This window comes from Novosphingobium sp. 9 (genome assembly GCF_025340265.1).
Taxonomy (GTDB): Bacteria; Pseudomonadota; Alphaproteobacteria; order Sphingomonadales; family Sphingomonadaceae; genus Novosphingobium.
In genome coordinates this window covers 2494287-2509970 of the sequence record NZ_CP022707.1, presented here as the reverse complement: position 1 = coordinate 2509970, position 15684 = coordinate 2494287, and the positions used below count along the sequence as shown (strand labels likewise).

The 15684-nt window shown below is 62.3% G+C and carries 19 protein-coding genes, 1 pseudogene and 1 other annotated feature; of the genes and pseudogenes, 10 read left to right on the top strand and 10 right to left on the bottom strand.

The window, feature by feature from the left end; all coding sequences use genetic code 11:
• Positions 1-2: 2 nt before the first annotated feature.
• The 3 genes from CI805_RS12310 to CI805_RS12300 all read right to left on the bottom strand — a co-directional run bounded on the left by CI805_RS12310 (position 3) and on the right by CI805_RS12300 (position 1857).
• On the bottom strand, positions 3-731 hold the full coding sequence (locus tag CI805_RS12310) for a hypothetical protein (RefSeq protein ID WP_260923705.1): 729 nt from the start codon (positions 729-731) through the stop codon (positions 3-5).
• Between the two features lie 95 nt (positions 732-826).
• Positions 827-1345: a YceD family protein gene (locus CI805_RS12305; protein WP_260923703.1), complete on the bottom strand. Its 519-nt coding sequence runs from the start codon at positions 1343-1345 to the stop codon at positions 827-829.
• Positions 1342-1857: a ubiquinol-cytochrome C chaperone family protein gene (locus CI805_RS12300; protein ID WP_260923702.1), complete on the bottom strand. Its 516-nt coding sequence runs from the start codon at positions 1855-1857 to the stop codon at positions 1342-1344. The genes CI805_RS12305 and CI805_RS12300 overlap by 4 nt, the downstream gene beginning before the upstream one ends.
• Positions 1858-2029: 172 nt before the next feature.
• On the opposite strand from CI805_RS12300, the gene CI805_RS12295 reads away from it, so the two are divergent.
• The 5 genes and pseudogenes from CI805_RS12295 to CI805_RS12275 all read left to right on the top strand — a co-directional run bounded on the left by CI805_RS12295 (position 2030) and on the right by CI805_RS12275 (position 5417).
• Entirely contained in the window at positions 2030-2548 is a 519-nt protein-coding gene (locus CI805_RS12295) for an outer membrane protein assembly factor BamE (protein ID WP_260923700.1), read from the top strand.
• A gap of 68 nt (positions 2549-2616) precedes the next feature.
• On the top strand, positions 2617-3189 hold the full coding sequence (gene hslV / locus CI805_RS12290) for an ATP-dependent protease subunit HslV (RefSeq protein ID WP_313958498.1): 573 nt from the start codon (positions 2617-2619) through the stop codon (positions 3187-3189).
• Positions 3190-3203: 14 nt separating this feature from the next.
• A pseudogene (hslU, locus tag CI805_RS12285) lies at positions 3204-4504 on the top strand (ATP-dependent protease ATPase subunit HslU).
• Positions 4501-5196, top strand: a complete 696-nt coding sequence (locus CI805_RS12280; protein WP_260923691.1) for a phytanoyl-CoA dioxygenase family protein — start codon at positions 4501-4503, stop codon at positions 5194-5196. The pseudogene hslU and the gene CI805_RS12280 overlap by 4 nt, the downstream one beginning before the upstream one ends.
• Positions 5197-5216: 20 nt before the next feature.
• Entirely contained in the window at positions 5217-5417 is a 201-nt protein-coding gene (locus tag CI805_RS12275) for a DUF1737 domain-containing protein (protein ID WP_260923684.1), read from the top strand.
• Between the two features lie 29 nt (positions 5418-5446).
• Here the strand turns inward: CI805_RS12275 and CI805_RS12270 are convergent, their stop codons facing one another.
• Positions 5447-6931 carry a SulP family inorganic anion transporter gene (locus CI805_RS12270; RefSeq protein WP_260923682.1) on the bottom strand — a complete coding sequence of 495 codons (1485 nt, stop codon included), beginning with the start codon at positions 6929-6931 and terminating at the stop codon, positions 5447-5449.
• 76 nt (positions 6932-7007) lie between these two features.
• Positions 7008-7063 (bottom strand) — a sequence feature (sul1 is cis-regulatory element that is thought to sense ions involved in sulfur or methionine metabolism; They are found in Alphaproteobacteria).
• Between the two features lie 195 nt (positions 7064-7258).
• Here CI805_RS12270 and CI805_RS12265 point away from each other — a divergent pair.
• Genes CI805_RS12265 through CI805_RS12255 form a run of 3 tightly spaced genes read left to right on the top strand, consistent with a single transcriptional unit; the run spans position 7259 to position 9626 of the window.
• Positions 7259-8371: an S-(hydroxymethyl)glutathione dehydrogenase/class III alcohol dehydrogenase gene (locus tag CI805_RS12265; protein WP_260923681.1), complete on the top strand. Its 1113-nt coding sequence runs from the start codon at positions 7259-7261 to the stop codon at positions 8369-8371.
• Positions 8371-9204 (top strand): S-formylglutathione hydrolase, encoded by an 834-nt coding sequence (fghA, locus tag CI805_RS12260; protein WP_260923679.1) that lies wholly within the window; start codon positions 8371-8373, stop codon positions 9202-9204. Before CI805_RS12265 ends, fghA begins: the two co-directional genes overlap by 1 nt.
• Positions 9205-9212: 8 nt before the next feature.
• Entirely contained in the window at positions 9213-9626 is a 414-nt protein-coding gene (locus CI805_RS12255) for a ketosteroid isomerase-related protein (protein ID WP_260923672.1), read from the top strand.
• A gap of 160 nt (positions 9627-9786) precedes the next feature.
• Here the strand turns inward: CI805_RS12255 and CI805_RS12250 are convergent, their stop codons facing one another.
• The 6 genes from CI805_RS12250 to CI805_RS12225 form a co-directional block, all read right to left on the bottom strand.
• Positions 9787-10302 carry a GNAT family N-acetyltransferase gene (locus tag CI805_RS12250; RefSeq protein ID WP_260923670.1) on the bottom strand — a complete coding sequence of 172 codons (516 nt, stop codon included), beginning with the start codon at positions 10300-10302 and terminating at the stop codon, positions 9787-9789.
• A gap of 63 nt (positions 10303-10365) precedes the next feature.
• On the bottom strand, positions 10366-10929 hold the full coding sequence (locus CI805_RS12245; RefSeq protein ID WP_260923669.1) for a helix-turn-helix domain-containing protein: 564 nt from the start codon (positions 10927-10929) through the stop codon (positions 10366-10368).
• A 198-nt stretch (positions 10930-11127) separates the two neighbouring features.
• Entirely contained in the window at positions 11128-11748 is a 621-nt protein-coding gene (locus CI805_RS12240; RefSeq protein ID WP_260923668.1) for an ATP-binding cassette domain-containing protein, read from the bottom strand.
• On the bottom strand, positions 11738-12466 hold the full coding sequence (gene modB, locus CI805_RS12235) for a molybdate ABC transporter permease subunit (RefSeq protein WP_260923667.1): 729 nt from the start codon (positions 12464-12466) through the stop codon (positions 11738-11740). The genes CI805_RS12240 and modB overlap by 11 nt, the downstream gene beginning before the upstream one ends.
• Positions 12467-12475: 9 nt before the next feature.
• Positions 12476-13273 (bottom strand): molybdate ABC transporter substrate-binding protein, encoded by a 798-nt coding sequence (gene modA, locus CI805_RS12230; protein ID WP_260923666.1) that lies wholly within the window; start codon positions 13271-13273, stop codon positions 12476-12478.
• A 121-nt stretch (positions 13274-13394) separates the two neighbouring features.
• Positions 13395-13811, bottom strand: coding sequence for a winged helix-turn-helix domain-containing protein (locus CI805_RS12225; protein ID WP_260923665.1), 417 nt, complete (start codon positions 13809-13811; stop codon positions 13395-13397).
• A gap of 547 nt (positions 13812-14358) precedes the next feature.
• Between CI805_RS12225 and CI805_RS12220 the strand changes: the two genes are divergently transcribed.
• Positions 14359-14565 carry a hypothetical protein gene (locus tag CI805_RS12220; RefSeq protein WP_260923664.1) on the top strand — a complete coding sequence of 69 codons (207 nt, stop codon included), beginning with the start codon at positions 14359-14361 and terminating at the stop codon, positions 14563-14565.
• Positions 14566-14709: 144 nt separating this feature from the next.
• The gene (gene trxB / locus CI805_RS12215; RefSeq protein WP_260923663.1) at positions 14710-15681 is read left to right on the top strand and encodes a thioredoxin-disulfide reductase; all 972 of its coding nucleotides are present in this window, start codon (positions 14710-14712) and stop codon (positions 15679-15681) included.
• Positions 15682-15684: the final 3 nt, after the last annotated feature.

Below are 15684 nucleotides of genomic sequence, written 5' to 3'. Positions count from 1 at the left end.
GTTCAGGAGCGCCAGCCCATCGTTCGTGCGGATTGCTCTTGCTGCTGATCCATCGCATCGCCCAGTGACATGCGCTGGGCCGCCGCTGCCAACGCTTCGCCTTCCGGCGAAGTATCGGTAAGCTCGTTGGGCAATATGCGATCGCTTGAAATCGTTTGGGGCAGTATCCACCCCGCTTCATTCTTGCAGGCAATCCCGGCGAGATGCGGGCTGGAAAAAAGCCGACAGAAGGTTCCACCCGCTCGCCGAAAACTGGCCAGAATGTGGTATGGCGTACTGTCTACGCGTGAGGGAATGGTTCCCGATAGCTGCGTTTCAAGCACTTGTGCCAATTGAGTTCCGGCCACCAATTCTCCGTCATGCAACGCGATGTCCGGCGGTCCGTAGATATTCATGCCCAGCATCGTTCCTCCACCGAGGCAGGCTATCAGCGCGATGGCAAGGCCTGGGCGTGTAAACACCGGTTGCTTGGCCCGTTTTTTCCGGGCCTTCTCTTCGGCTTTGGCCTGTTTGACTCGGCGGTTACGGGCGGCGGCAAAGTCTAGAACCTGTGCTGGGCGCGTTTGTGCTGTGTGCTCTGCTTCGCTTGATGCCGCCACTGAATCTCTATGTGCGGCAAGTTGCCGGGCCAACTCGGGATCGCTAGCGGCCTCCGCTTCGATGCGTGCTGCTGCTCCGGCATCTAGTCTACCGTTTAGATAGGCGGAAAGTTCGTCTTTCGTCACGCTCATGACGGGTATTCCGGTTTTCTCGCAATTGGCAGGGGTATGCTTGACGTCAGTGTGTGCCTAAACTCATATGCCCGCAATACGCTGCATCGCGGGTGTTACTTTAAGTTCTTTAGGGCTGCAAATGGCCCATGGTCCTGCGGTGTCCCCAGCCCGACAGCGATACGGGCAGCATCTGCTTCGGGTCCCGTAAGAAATGGATCGATCGCGAGTGCAAGGCTCTGTGCAACCGCCTCGCCAAGGTCGAAACGTGAGCCATCGTAAGGAATTTCATCCAGTTCGTGTGCCTCGAGTTCGATCTCCTCGTCTGGCTTGTAGGTGCGCTCTTCTTGCACGAAGCAAAATTCGAGGGGTTCAGCCACGTGGACATCAAGGTCTTCGGCAGATACCGCGCAGGCTTGCACGAAATCCGCGATCAGCGTTCCGCGAACTTCGACTTTGTGCTCCACGCGTGTAAGCGAGACCTCAGCGACAAGATTATTGACCTGTACGAGGTCGAAACGTGCAGCAAGGCCAGCGCATTCGTCGTTGTTGGCTTCGATCCGGACAATTTGCCCTTCGGCCTGACGAATGTCGAAAAAGCGTGAAAATTCCGGGGAGGATGTGTCGTCGGTCATATTTCAATCCTTGCCGAGATAAGGGCATCGTCGGAAGTACGGTCCAGTGTTGTCCACAGTCGCATGATGGCATCTGCCAGCCCAATCAGGTTTTCATCGCTCGATGTCGTCACGTTGCGTCCAAGCAGCGGGACCAGCGCAGGGCTTCCCAGTGGTAGCGCATTTCGCAGTGCGCCTGTGCGTCCGCCAAGTACGCGCATCAGCTCGCCCATGCGCTTGCCGACGACCAGATCTCCGACGCCTGACTGGCGCAACTGGCCATCAATGTCTTCGACAAACAGTTCGGTCAGGTGGACGGAATGGACGATGAGGACAGGATCACGTTCCATCCGCAGCATGACCAGTGCAAGCACGAGCACGAGTGCATCGAAACGGCCTGCCACGCTATCCGCAATGCCATATCGCGAATACCAGTCAGGATTTCGCGCGATCGCGATGATCTCCAGCCAGAGCGGGCGCATCGCTTCGCTGCTGTTTGTCGAGCGGGAAAACAGGCGCTGGATCAGGGACATCGTGGGCTCCGTACCGGCAACAAGCAGATCATTCATGCGCAATTCAATCGCCGCGACGCAACCCCCATTGCGCGCGGCGCTGTGGAGCCCTAAGGCTCTGCTGCGATATATGGACGCGGTCCGCGCTGGCAATGGCCAGTATGTCCGGGCCTCGGGGATTTGGAGTACACGGATGCACACTTTCGGTCGGAACGTCCTGGCGACGGGTCTCGTTCTGGGGCTGGCGACACTCGCTGGCGGGTGCTCCTCGATTCGCGATCACCGCGGCTACATCATTGATCAGACGCTTGTGTCTCAGGTCGAGCCGGGCGTGGACAATCGCCTTTCGGTCGAAAAGACGATGGGTCGCCCCACTTTCGAAAGCCAGTTCGGCCCCAAGGACTGGTACTATGTCTCGCAGGTCGTCTCGACCCCTCCCTTCGGTCGCCCGCGCACCACCCAGGAAACGATTCTTCGGGTTCGTTTCGACCAGCAGGGTAACGTGACCGCAGTCGATCGGAAGGGTATGGAAGATGTCGTACGCCTCAAGCCAGAGGGCGGCGTTACCCCGACACTTGGCCGCCATCGCACGTTCCTGCAGGACCTGTTCGGCAATATCGGTCAGGTCGGTGCGGCAGGCATGAGCGGTTCGCAAGGTACGGATACGACCGGCGGTAGCGGTGGTCCGGGTACTGGTCCGAACGGTAGCTGATTATCTTCGCTGCGTTTGCTGGCTGCGGACGGCTTGAACGTCGTCCGTCGCAGCATATATGCAGCGGCATGGATACTAGCGGGGCGAGCCACGGCCTGATCCAGTGGCACGGTACAACGATCATTGGGGTCCGGAAGAACGGCAAGACAGTGATCGCTGGAGACGGACAGGTCTCCATGGGCAACACAGTGATGAAGCCCAATGCGCGCAAGGTTCGCCGCATCGGCACCGAAGGCAAAGTTATCGCAGGCTTTGCAGGGGCGACTGCTGATGCCTTCACCCTTCTCGAAAGACTTGAGCGTAAGCTTGAAGAGCATCGCGGACAACTGGTGCGCGCGGCGGTGGAACTCGCCAAGGAATGGCGCACGGACAAGTATCTGCGTAATCTCGAAGCCCTCATGATCGTAGCTGATCCGGACTCGCTGCTGGTTCTGACTGGTAATGGCGATGTTTTGGAGCCTGAAGGGGCCAGCGATGCGCAGATCGTTGCGATCGGTTCAGGCGGCAATTACGCGCTGGCGGCAGGGCGAGCGCTTGTCGAATACGAGGACGATGCGGAAAAGATCGCTCGTCGGGCCATGGCCGTCGCGGCTGATATCTGCGTCTTCACTAACGACCGTGTGACGGTCGAGACCATCTGAGCGAGCGCTTTTTCATGAACGATAATCTCACCCCAAAGGCGATCGTGCGCGCGCTTGACGAGCATATCGTCGGTCAGGCCGAGGCCAAGAAAGCTGTCGCGGTCGCGCTGCGCAATCGCTGGCGCAGGCAGCATCTCTCGCTCGATCTGCGTGACGAGGTGACCCCCAAGAATATCCTGATGATCGGGCCGACCGGTTGCGGCAAGACGGAGATCAGCCGTCGCCTGGCAAAGCTGGCCGATGCTCCGTTTGTAAAAGTCGAGGCGACCAAGTTCACCGAAGTCGGCTATGTAGGTCGCGACGTCGAGCAGATTGCACGCGACCTCGTGGAGGAAGCGATCCGGCTGGAAAAGGAACGTCGTCGTGAATCCGTCCGTGAGGCCGCCAGCAAAGCGGCAATGGATAGGTTGCTAAATGCTCTGGTTGGTGAAAATGCCTCAGAGGCGACACGGGCCGCTTTCCATCAGCGTATTACCGAAAACGCAATGAACGAAACGGAGGTCGAGATTGAGGTCGAAGACTCTCCGTCTGCGCCTATGGAGATTCCCGGAATGGGGGGAACATCGGCATGATCAATCTGTCCGATGTCATGGGCAAGGCGTTCGGAGGCCAGAAACTCAAGCGCCGCAAGATGAAGGTGCCGGATGCATGGGATAAACTGGTCGAGGAGGAGTCTGAGAAGCGGCTCGATCAGGATGATGTGGCGCGCACTGCTCTGGCGAATGCAGAGACGAACGGTATCGTCTTCCTCGATGAGATCGACAAGATTGCGGTGTCCGATGTGCGGGGTGGATCGGTTAGTCGCGAAGGTGTGCAGCGCGATCTGCTGCCGCTGATCGAAGGCACGACCGTTGCGACTAAGTATGGGCCGATGAAGACGGACCACGTGCTGTTCATTGCCAGTGGTGCGTTTCATGTTTCCAAGCCGAGTGACATGCTGCCTGAGCTTCAGGGGCGTCTGCCGATCCGTGTAGAGTTGAAGGCTCTGAGCGAGGCGGATTTCGTACGAATTCTGTCAGAGACGCGCGCAAATCTTGTCGCCCAGTACAAGGCGCTGCTGGCGACCGAGCAGGTGACTGTCGATGTGACCGAGGATGCGATCGCTGAAGTTGCCCGGATAGCGGCGCAGGTGAACGAAAGCGTCGAGAACATTGGCGCTCGTCGCCTTCAGACAGTGATGGAAAAGCTGCTGGAGGAACTCAGCTTCGAGGCGGAGGATCGCGTAGGCGAGACCGTTATCGTCGATGCCGTCTATGTGCGCGAGAAGCTGGAAGGCCTCGCGAGTAACGCGGATCTGTCCAAGTATATCTTGTGATCTCGGATGTCGCTCCGTCCACGCTCGATCTAGAGCGGGACGGGGCTTGTCTGGCTGTCGGTGTGGCGGCGGATACTATTGGCGAACTGGAGTCGTTGCTGACGACTGACCAGAAGGGAGAAGCGGGCCTGCGGCTCACCGGGTGTAGCAAGCTGGCGCAATGGGTGGTTGAGCGAAGCGGCGTGCTGCCGCACGTCGGTTCGTATATGGGGATTCACGCAAGGCCGGTCCGGGCGGTGCTCTTCGACAAGAACGACGCGGTGAACTGGACGCTTGGTTGGCATCAGGATCGCACGATCGCGGTCCGTCGCCGTGAGGATGTGCCTGCTTTCGGGCCATGGTCTGTCAAGCAGGGCATCTGTCATGTCGAGCCGCCCTTCGCGGTGATTGAAGCCATGATGACAGTGCGCATCCATCTCGATCCGGTCGATGCCGAAAATGCCCCCTTGCTGATCGCATGCGGTAGCCATGGCTGCGGGCGCGTTGCTGCTCATGAGGCGGAGGCAGTGGCGATGCAGCACCGCGTTCAGGCTTGTCTGGCTGAGCGGGGAGATGCCTGGATGTATCGCACGCCCATCCTGCACGCATCTGGCCGTGTCACGAAAGCGGGGCGTCGCCGCCGGGTTCTGCAGGTGGATTTTTCCGCGACGGAGTTGCCAGCTCCGCTCGAATGGCTAGGACTTGGGCGATAATCGCGAGAGGATATAGGATCTTGTACGAAACCTCTGAAAACCGACCTGTCTATCGACTGCTTACCGGAAAAGACGATCGCGCGTTCTGCGAACGTGTTTCGGAAGCGCTGGAGCAGGGATGGCGGCTTTACGGTTCGCCGACGATCTCGTGGGATACCGAGAACAGCTGCATGAAAGCGGCGCAGGCTGTGGTCTGGCACGAGGCCGACGTCGTCAAATAACGTCGTCGACCTCGCGAAACTGCTGGGCGTCAGTGGGGTGTCACGCCCAGTTCGAAGCCGGTCTTGTCGTGGAGGGCGAACTTGTCGACGATGTCGGCGCTTGCGTGATTGTACCCCACGACTCTGACCTCGGCGCCGTTCCCGGCGAGCGTGCCCACGATCTTGTCAAGCGCGCCGACGGAGGAGATGTCCCACAGATGCGCCTCGCTCATGTCGATCACAACCTTGGAGGCCGTTTCGTTGCCGGTATCCATCTGCTCGATGAAGCGATGGACCGAGGCGAAGAAGATCGCGCCTGAAATGCGGTAGGTGGCCGTATCGCCATCTTGCGTCCGCTCGACGGAAAAGAGACGCTGCACTTTCTGCGCGAAGAACACGCCGGAGAGCAACACGCCCACGATAACACCCTTCGACAGATCGCTGGTGGCCACCACGACGGCGACAGTCGCCAGCATCACCACCGAGCTTTGCCACGGATGGCGGCGCAGGTTCGGGATAGAGTTCCATGAGAACGTGCCGATCGAGACCATGATCATCACCGCAACCAGCGAGGGCATCGGGACCTGGCCCACCCATGGGCCGAGTGCGGCGAGCAGGATGAACAGGAAAACACCGGCCACGAGCGTGGAGAGCCGACCGCGTCCTCCGGAACTGACGTTGATGACCGATTGCCCGATCATTGCGCAGCCGCCCATGCCGCCGAACAGCGCTGCCACGATATTGGCGATGCCCTGGCCCTTGCATTCGACCCGCTTTGCGGAATCGGTGCCGGTCATGTCATCGACGATTTGTGCGGTCAGGAGCGTCTCCAGAAGCCCAACGGCGGCCATCGCCAGCGAGTAAGGAGCGATGATCTGCAGGGTTTCGAGCGTCAGCGGGACGTGCGGCAGGCCAAAGCTCGGCAGCCCGTCAGGCAGGTGCCCCATCTGGCCGACGGTGCGGACCGGAAGATGGAGGCCGATCGACAGGGCTGTCAGGACGAGAATGGCGACCAGCGGCGAGGGGATTGCGGTGGTGAGGCGGGGTAGCAGGTAGATGATCGCAAGGCCGCCCGCGATCATCGCATAAGTATGCCATGTCACATGCACGAGTTGTGGCACTTGCGCCATGAAGATCAGGATCGCCAGCGCGTTGACGAAGCCGGTGATGACCGAGCGCGAGACGAACTGCATCGCCAGGTTCAGGCGCAGGGCACCAGCAACGATCTGGAACAGGCCCATCAGGATGGTTGCGGCGAACAGGTAGTCCACGCCGTGCGCGCGGACGAGTGGGCCGACAAGTACCGCGACAGAGGCGGTTGCCGCCGAGACCATCGCGGGCCGACCGCCAGTAAACGAGATGACGACGGCAATGGCGACGGAGGCCCAAAGGCCAACGGCGGGATCGACGCCCGCGATGATCGAGAAGCCGATCGCTTCGGGGATAAGGGCAAGGCCGACGACGAGGCCGGACAGGACATCGGCGCGCACATTGCTGCGCCATCCCTGACGATAGGGTATGAGAAAGGAGGTCATGAATATTCCATCAGGCACATGAGCGCGGCAGGGCTGCAAGAACAACAGGGCCACGCGAATAAAGGCATGTGTGTGATGTTGCCCGGCGGATCGGCGGCCGGGATAGCCACCCGGAATTTCACCGGGTCCATGCGAGTACTATATCTTTGCCGTCTCATTGCTGTGCTGGCAACCCCAAAGATGGGGACGGCTTCCGGCGGAGTGCGCCGGAATGGAAAGATATCAATCGTCATTATTGCATATATGCAATGATGTTTTCTGGACTTGGTTCTTCGGTCTGTGATGTGCGAGAGCTATGAGGGCCGCCAAATCTGGAGACGTACCCCCATGAAGACTCGTGCCGCCGTCGCATTCGAAGCCAAGAAACCGCTCGAAATCGTTGAACTCGATCTGGAAGGCCCCAAGCCGGGCGAGGTTCTGGTCGAGATCATGGCGACCGGCATTTGCCACACCGATGCCTACACGCTCGACGGTTTCGATAGCGAAGGCATCTTCCCCTCCGTCCTCGGGCACGAAGGCGCAGGGATCGTGCGCGAGGTGGGCGCAGGTGTGACTTCCGTGGTGCCGGGCGATCACGTGATCCCGCTCTACACCCCGGAATGCCGCCAGTGTAAGTCGTGTCTTTCGGGCAAGACCAACCTGTGCACCGCGATCCGCGCGACGCAGGGCAAGGGGCTGATGCCGGACGGCACGACGCGCTTTTCCTATAAGGGGCAGCCGATCTACCACTACATGGGCTGCTCGACGTTCTCGAACTTCACCGTCCTGCCCGAGATCGCCGTCGCCAAGATTCGCGAGGACGCGCCGTTCCAGTCCTCGTGCTACATCGGCTGCGGTGTGACCACGGGCGTTGGCGCGGTCATCAATACGGCCAAGGTGCAAGTGGGTGATAATGTTGTCGTTTTCGGCCTCGGCGGGATCGGCCTGAACGTCATCCAGGGCGCGCGTCTGGCCGGGGCTGGCAAGATCATCGGTGTCGATCTGAACCCCGACCGCGAGGAGTGGGGCCGCCGTTTCGGCATGACCGACTTCCTCAACACCAGCGGGATGAGCCGCGAGGACATCGTCGCGAAGATCGTGCTGATGACCGATGGCGGCGCCGACTATACCTTTGATGCGACAGGGAATACCGAGGTCATGCGCACCGCGCTGGAGGCCTGCCATCGCGGCTGGGGCACCTCGATCATCATCGGTGTGGCCGAGGCGGGCAAGACCATCGAGACGCGTCCTTTCCAGCTCGTCACCGGGCGCAACTGGCGCGGTACGGCGTTCGGCGGCGCCAAGGGCCGCACCGACGTGCCCAAGATCGTCGACATGTACATGACCAGAAAAATCGAGATAGATCCGATGATTACGCACGTCATGGGGCTGGAGGAGATCAACACCGCCTTCGATCTGATGCACGAAGGCAAGTCGATCCGCTCGGTCGTGGTCTTCTGATGGAGGTCGTTTCCCTAAACCGGGTCTACGGCGGGCTACAGGGGGTCTACAGGCACCCTAGCGCACAGACGAAGACGGATATGACCTTCTCCGTCTTCGTGCCGCCCCACGCCGAGGGGGAGCGCCTGCCGGTGCTATGGTATCTCTCCGGGCTCACCTGCACCCATGCCAATGTCACCGAGAAGGGCGAGTACCGCGAGGCCTGCGCCCGGCTCGGCATCGTCTTCATCGCGCCGGACACTTCGCCGCGCGGCGATGACGTGCCCGACGACGAGGGCTACGATTTCGGCAAGGGCGCGGGCTTCTATGTCGATGCGACGCAGGCGCCCTGGGAAACCAACTTCCGCATGCGTTCCTATATCGAGCAGGAACTGCCCGATCTGATCGCGGCGCAGTTCCCGGTCGACATGGCGCGGCAGGGCATCACCGGGCATTCGATGGGCGGCCATGGCGCGCTGACCATCGCGCTGCGCAACCCCGAACGCTTCCGCTCGGTCAGCGCCTTTGCGCCGATCGTCTCGCCGCTGGCTTGCCCGTGGGGTGAAAAGGCGCTCGGCGGCTACCTCGGTCCTAATCGCGACACATGGCGCGAATACGATGCCTGCGCGCTGATCGAAGACGGTGCGCGCCTGCCCGACCTGCTGGTCGATCAGGGCGATGCCGACGGGTTCCTTGCCGACCAGCTCAAGACACCGCTGCTGGTCGGGCTTTGCGAGAAGGCGGGCCAGCGCGCGACCATCCGCATGCAGCCCGGCTACGACCATTCGTACTATTTCATCTCCACCTTCATGGCCGAGCATGTCGAATGGCATGCCGCGCGCCTGAAAGCCTGAGGCGCACCATGTCCCGATCCTCTTCGCTGGCACTGGCCGAGCGTTACTATGCCGCGTTCAACGCCGGTGACAGCGAGGGGATGCTCGCCTGCCTCTCCGACGATGTGGTCCACGACATCAACCAGGGCGGGCGCCAGCAGGGCAAGGAGGCCTTCCGCGCGTTCCTGGCCCATATGGACGCCTGCTATCGCGAGCGCCTGACCGGCATCGTGCTGATGAGCGACGAGGCCGGACACCGCCTCGCCGCCGAGTTCGTGGTCCACGGCGAATACCTCACGACCGACGGCGATCTGCCGCCCGCGAAAGGCCAGCGCTACGAACTGCCCGCAGGCGCTTTCCTGACCGTGCAGGACGGCCAGATCACGCGCGTGGCGGTACACTACAACCTTGCCGACTGGATCGCGCAGGTGGGCGCGGGATAGGCACCTATGGCCGGTAGGCGACTGTCTGGTTTGCAGCGCGATGCGGGAATAGCTGCCGCTAGCGCAGCGTCGGTCGCTGACCAGATGTTGCCGCATTTTTCACGGCTTTAACGCTTCGGTCCGACCGAGGCAGTCATCAGCGCGAAGACGATCCGCTCCCTCAGGCGTCTGGATTAGGTCGGGTATCCAGCGTCAGCGTCAGGAAGGTGAGATCAAGCCATTCGCCGAACTTCATTCCGACCTGCCGCAGCACGCCGGCATTCTCGAACCCTAGCTTCTCATGCAGGCGGATTGAGCCAATGTTCGTCGCCTCGATGCCGGCCACCATGACATGCTTGCCGATCGCCCGTGCACGCTCGATTAGCGTCGCCATCATCAGCCGGCCGATGCCGGTGCCACGCTGGTCGGCGCGGACGTAGACCGAATGCTCGACGGTGTGGCGGTAGCCGTCCCATGCCCGCCAGTCGCCGAATGAGGCGTAGCCCATAACCGATTCGGCATCATCGACCGCGACAAGAACGGGATAACCTTGCTTTTCACGATCGGCGAGCCATGCGCGCCGGTTGGCGGGTTCTATAAGCGTGTCGTTCCAGATTGCCGTCGTGTTGGTGACAGCATCGTTATAAATGGCGGTGATAGCCTCGGCATCGGCCGGGACCGCATCGCGAATCTTCATGCTGGGCCTCGTCTAGTATCATGACGATTTCCGTCTACTATGGTGGATATTCGAATGCAACGCTCATGCCGTCCTCAGCGCAGTAATGACGTAGCGGCAGTCGACACCCGTTTCGTTGATAAACTCACAATGGATCGGCTGTCCGAGTTCGAGGCAGTCGCCGGCGGCGAGCACATGCCGTGTATTGCCCTCCACGAATACGAGTTCACCTTCCAGCACCCAGATGAGTTGACGCAGGAAGGCGTAAGCGGAAGCGGGCATCGGCACGGACGCGTCAGACGGCAATGTCACCTCGACGAGATCGAGCGGCAGATCGGAGCGGGGTGAAACATGCCGGCGTCGGTAGCCGGTCTCCGGATCGACCCAAACCGACTGGTCGGACTGACGAAGCAGCCGCCCCTGCCCGCTCTCGGCGCGCGCCATGAGCGTCGAGATGCTGAGGCCGAACGCGCCGGAGAGCTTGCCGAGCAGGTTGGCGGTCGGGCTGCTGTCGCCGTTCTCGACCTTATGGATCATTGCACGCGACACGGAGGCGCGTTCTGCCAGCGCATCGAGCGACCAGCCTCGGCTTTTGCGCTCGGTGCGGACGCGGGCGCCGAGGCGCTTGTCGAAGTCAGGATCATTCACAGATATGCTACTATAGTGAAGGTGACGGTTCCGATAGTGCGAATGCCATTTTCCAACTCAACGATCCTTTTTGGAAGAATGGCAGTGGGTGAGGACAAACGGGTGTTTCCCGCGATGGCCGGTTTGGAGTGCGCGCCTATGGCTGTGGAACGACCTATTTGGGCGCTTTCTGACATAGCCCATCGGTTTCCATCACACTCACACCGCCACGATGCGATCGGCCAGCCTTTCCACTTCGGCGCGGTCGTGGCTGACGTAGAGGATCGGCAGCTTCAGATCGTCGCGCAGGCGTTCGATCACGCGCATCACGTCTTCGCGGCGCTCGGCATCGACCGAGGCGAGGGGCTCGTCGAACAGCAGGAAGCGGGGGGCCGAGAGCAAGGCTCTGCCGATGGCGACGCGCTGGGCCTCTCCGCCCGAGAGCGTGCGCGGTCGGCGGTCGAGCAGGTGGGCGATGCCGAGGAAAGCGCAGGCCTCGTCCAGTGTCATCCAGCGCTCGTCGGCAGGGCGGCGGTGGAAGCCGAACAGCAGGTTGTCGCGCACGCTCTTGTGCGGGAACAGCCGCAGGTCCTGAAAGACATAGCCGCAGCGGCGCTGCTCTGGGGGAAGGTCGATCCTGCGCTCGGCATCGAACAGGCGCGTGCCCGCGACGCTGATGTGACCCGAGGTGGGGCGCACGAGCCCGGCGACGGCGTCGAGCAGGCTGGTCTTGCCCGCGCCCGATGCGCCGAACAGCGCGGTCAGGCCGCTTGCCGCCTCGATCCGGTAGTCGAGCACCCGGTTGCCGCGCCTGATGGTGAGGGCGATATCAAAGGCCATGCTGGTCTCGCCCGGCAAGGCCTGCCCCCCCAGCGCTTCCTAAACCGTTGCGTCGTGCCAGCACTTCGGAGAGCACCAGCGCGCCGACCGAGAGCAGCACGGACAGCATGGCAAGGCGCGCGACCTGCCACTCCTGTCCCGGCACCTGCAAGGCGCTGTAGATGGCAAGCGGCAGCGTCTGCGTTTCGCCCGGAATGTTCGAGGCGAAGGTGATCGTCGCGCCGAACTCTCCCACCGAGCGCGCGAAGCCCAGCACCAGCCCCGCCAGCACGCCGGGGGAGGCGAGCGGCAGGGTGATCGTGAAGAATGTCCGCCAGCGCCCGGCGCCCAGCGTGCGCGCGGCGCTTTCCAGTCGTCGGTCGACCGCCTCCAGCGAGAGGCGCATGGCGCGCACCATCAGCGGCAGCGCCATGACGGCGGCGGCCAGCGCTGCCCCCGTCCAGCGGAACAGCAGCGTGATGCCGAGCGCATTCTGGAGAAAGCCGCCGAGCGGGGCATTGGGGGCGAAGACCAGCAGCAGCAGCCACCCGGTGACGACCGGCGGCAGCACCAGCGGCAGATGCACCAGCGCGTCGACCAGTATGCGCCCCGGAAAATGCGTGCGGGCCAGCAGCCAGGCCAGGCCGAACGCCACCGGCAGGGCGCAGACCATCGCCACGCCGCTGACTTTCAGCGACAGGGCGACGACCTGCCATTCCTCGGGCGAGAGCAGGGCCAAGCTAGGGCCTCAGTGCGTGCCGAAGCCGAAGCGGGCGAAGATCGCGCGGCCCTGCCCGGACAGAAGGAAGCGGCGGAAGCCTTCGCCTTCGGGGTTCTGCGAGGCTTTCAGGCGGGCGACAGGATAGGTGATCGGCGTGTGCGAGGCGGCGGGGAAGGTGGCGATCACCTTGACCCCGGGATCGGCCTTGGCGTCCGTCGCGTAGACAATGCCCAGCGGTGCGGCACCGCTGGAGACCATGCGCAGCGCGGCGCGCACGCTGTCGCCGGGGGCGAGCTTGCCCTGCACCGAGGGCCACACGCCCAGCTTGCCGAGCGCTTCCTTGGCATAGAGCCCGGCGGGCACGGCATTGGTGTCCGCCACGGCGAGACGGCCATTGCCGAGCGTCTGCGCGAGCGGGAAGCCGGGGCGGATGGTCAGGCGGATGCGGCTGTTCGTCGGCGCGATCAGGACCAGCGTGTTGCGCAGGAACGAGGAGCGCGTGCCCGGCGCCAGCAGGTTGCGGGACTGGAGTTCGTTCATCCACTTCTCGTCAGCCGAGACGAACAGGTCAGCAGGCGCGCCGGATTCGACCTGCCGGGCGAGGGCGGATGAGCCTGCGAAGGATATGCGCGGACGGGGATGGCCCTTGGCGCTCCAGGCATCGGCTGCGGCGTTCATCGATTCCTGAAGGCTGGCAGCGGCAAGGACGACAGGCGCCGTCTGAGCCGGTCGGGCAAGTGCTGACGTGCCGCCGATCCAGAGCGCCGTGCAGGCAAGAGCCATCGCGCCAAGGGTTTCGCGGCGTTTCAGGAAGGGCTGGGGCATGAGATTTCCTCGCGTGGGAGTGTTTGGGAGGGCCACGGTAGAAGCGTGCAACTGGGTGTAACCTTGCGGCCATCCGGTATTTTTCGGGATATGGCAAGCTGCACGGGATGAACTGCGTCGTTCAGCTATGCGACGCCTCCTCCTTGGCTGCATCGCTGCGGTTGGGGGCCTTTTCGAGCGGGCTCGCACGCAGTTCTCCGGCAAGGGCCGTTCCCTCGCGCGAGGCGCACGAGGCTTGCGCGGTCTTCTGCATCTGGCGATAGGCTTTTAACACGCGTTCCCCCGCCGGCGTGACCTCGGCACCGCTGCCGCGTGCGCGCCCCGGATAGGCGCGGACCAGCGGCTCGCTCCAGCAGCGATTCATCGCGTCGACCAGCAGCCAGGCGCGGCGATAGCTCATGTCCATGGCGCGACCGGCAGCCGATATGGAGCCTTGTGCGCGAATGGCGTCGAGCAGATCCGCCTTGCCCGGCCCCATGGCGATCTCGTCGCCGCATAGGAGCTGGATCTTGATCTTGAGATGCGGGTCTGTTGGCATTGGGGCAGGGTAGATGGTCGCTTTCTCTCCTGCAAGTGACGCGAATCCCTGAGCCTGCAGCGGGTGCGAATCGTGCTGATTCGCGTTGTAAAACAACGGTCAGGTGCCTGGTCGGCACCAAAATTTTTTCGGCGGCTTTTGCATCTGCACGAATTTTGCGATGCGGCGCATTTGAGGCAATTTTCTGACTGCTGTGCAGATGCAAACTTGCGCATGCAAGATACAATCCTTTGAATTGCGGCGAAAGCAGGCCATTCGTACCGATGCTGCGCTGCACTGCGATTTTGGTTAATAGTTTCCCGCAGCGCTGTGTGATTTGTGTAATTCGACCCCGTGAAACGTGCGCTGTAACGCTATGTATTCGATTGCAAATTCGATGGAGAAACGCGTTCCGGAGTGGTAAAACCGATGTCACCGGGGATGCTGCTCGCAACACCAGAAGGGCGACGGCAGATCCGGTTCGGGTTCGCGGCGAAACTGCCGCTTTTGGTGGAAAGACACCCGTAAAACGGGGCTTTCGTGGCACTTTTGAATGGGATGCAGGATCATGATTGCACGGGATGCCATCGACAGGTCATCGGGCCGGATCATCAGCAGTGAAGAACTGCTGCGCAACTCGGCAGGCCCGCTCTATCCCGCGTTTGCCGCGGTTCCGCGAGAGGACAACGACGAGCGCGATGCACGCGGACTGGTCGTCGCGCTCGGCTTCTGCGGCCTGTGCTGGGCGGGTCTTGCCTGGTTCCTGCTGAGCTGACCGGCTGCGGGCTCTCGGATGAGGCTATTGCCCATAGCGCGGGTTTTTGGGGATGAAGCAAATCATCGCAGCCTGAATGCTTGGCAATTCCGCCTCCTTGCTCCTATCTCGCGGGCCTGAGATTTCACGCCCGGAGGTATCAAGGTGGCGACCACGCACAAGACCCGCATGCTTATCATTGGCTCCGGCCCGGCGGGCCTCTCCGCCGCGATCTACGGCGCGCGCGCCGGTATGGAGCCCATCGTGGTGCAGGGGCTCCAGCCCGGCGGCCAGCTGACCATCACCACCGACGTCGAGAACTACCCCGGCTTCCGTGAGGTGATCCAGGGCCCGTGGCTGATGCAGGAGATGCAGGCACAGGCCGAGCATGTCGGCACGCGCATGATGTGGGACACGATCACCTCGGTCGATCTTTCCGGCCCTGTCTTCGTGGCGACCGGTGACAGTGGCGACACCTACGAAGGCGATACGCTGGTCATTGCCACCGGTGCGCAGGCGCGCTGGCTGGGCGTGCCCGGCGAGCAGGCGCTCTCGGGCAAAGGCGTTTCGGCCTGCGCCACCTGCGACGGCTTCTTCTATCGCGGTCGCAAGGTCGTGGTGATCGGCGGCGGCAACACCGCGGTCGAGGAAGCGCTTTACCTCACCAACCACTCGGACGATGTGACGCTGATCCACCGCCGTGACAGCCTGCGCGCGGAAAAGATCCTGCAGGACCGTCTGCTGGCCAACCCCAAGATCACGGTGGTGTGGAACAAGAAGGTGGACGAGTTCCTCGGCGATGATCGCGGAGAACTGCGCGCCGTTGCGCTGACCGATACCGAGACCGGCGAAAAGAGTGAGATCGCCACGGACGGTGCCTTCGTCGCCATCGGCCATGCGCCCGCGACGGAACTGTTCAAGGGCAAGCTGGCGATGGACGAGACCGGCTACCTGCTGGTCCAGCCCGGTACGCCGAAGACCGATATTCCCGGCGTCTACGCGGCAGGCGACGTGTCCGACCACACCTATCGTCAGGCGATCACGGCGGCGGGAAGCGGCTGCATGGCGGCATTGGATGCCGAGCGTTATCTTGCCGAACGCGATTTCGCCGGGATCACCGAGACCGAACAGGCCTGAGGC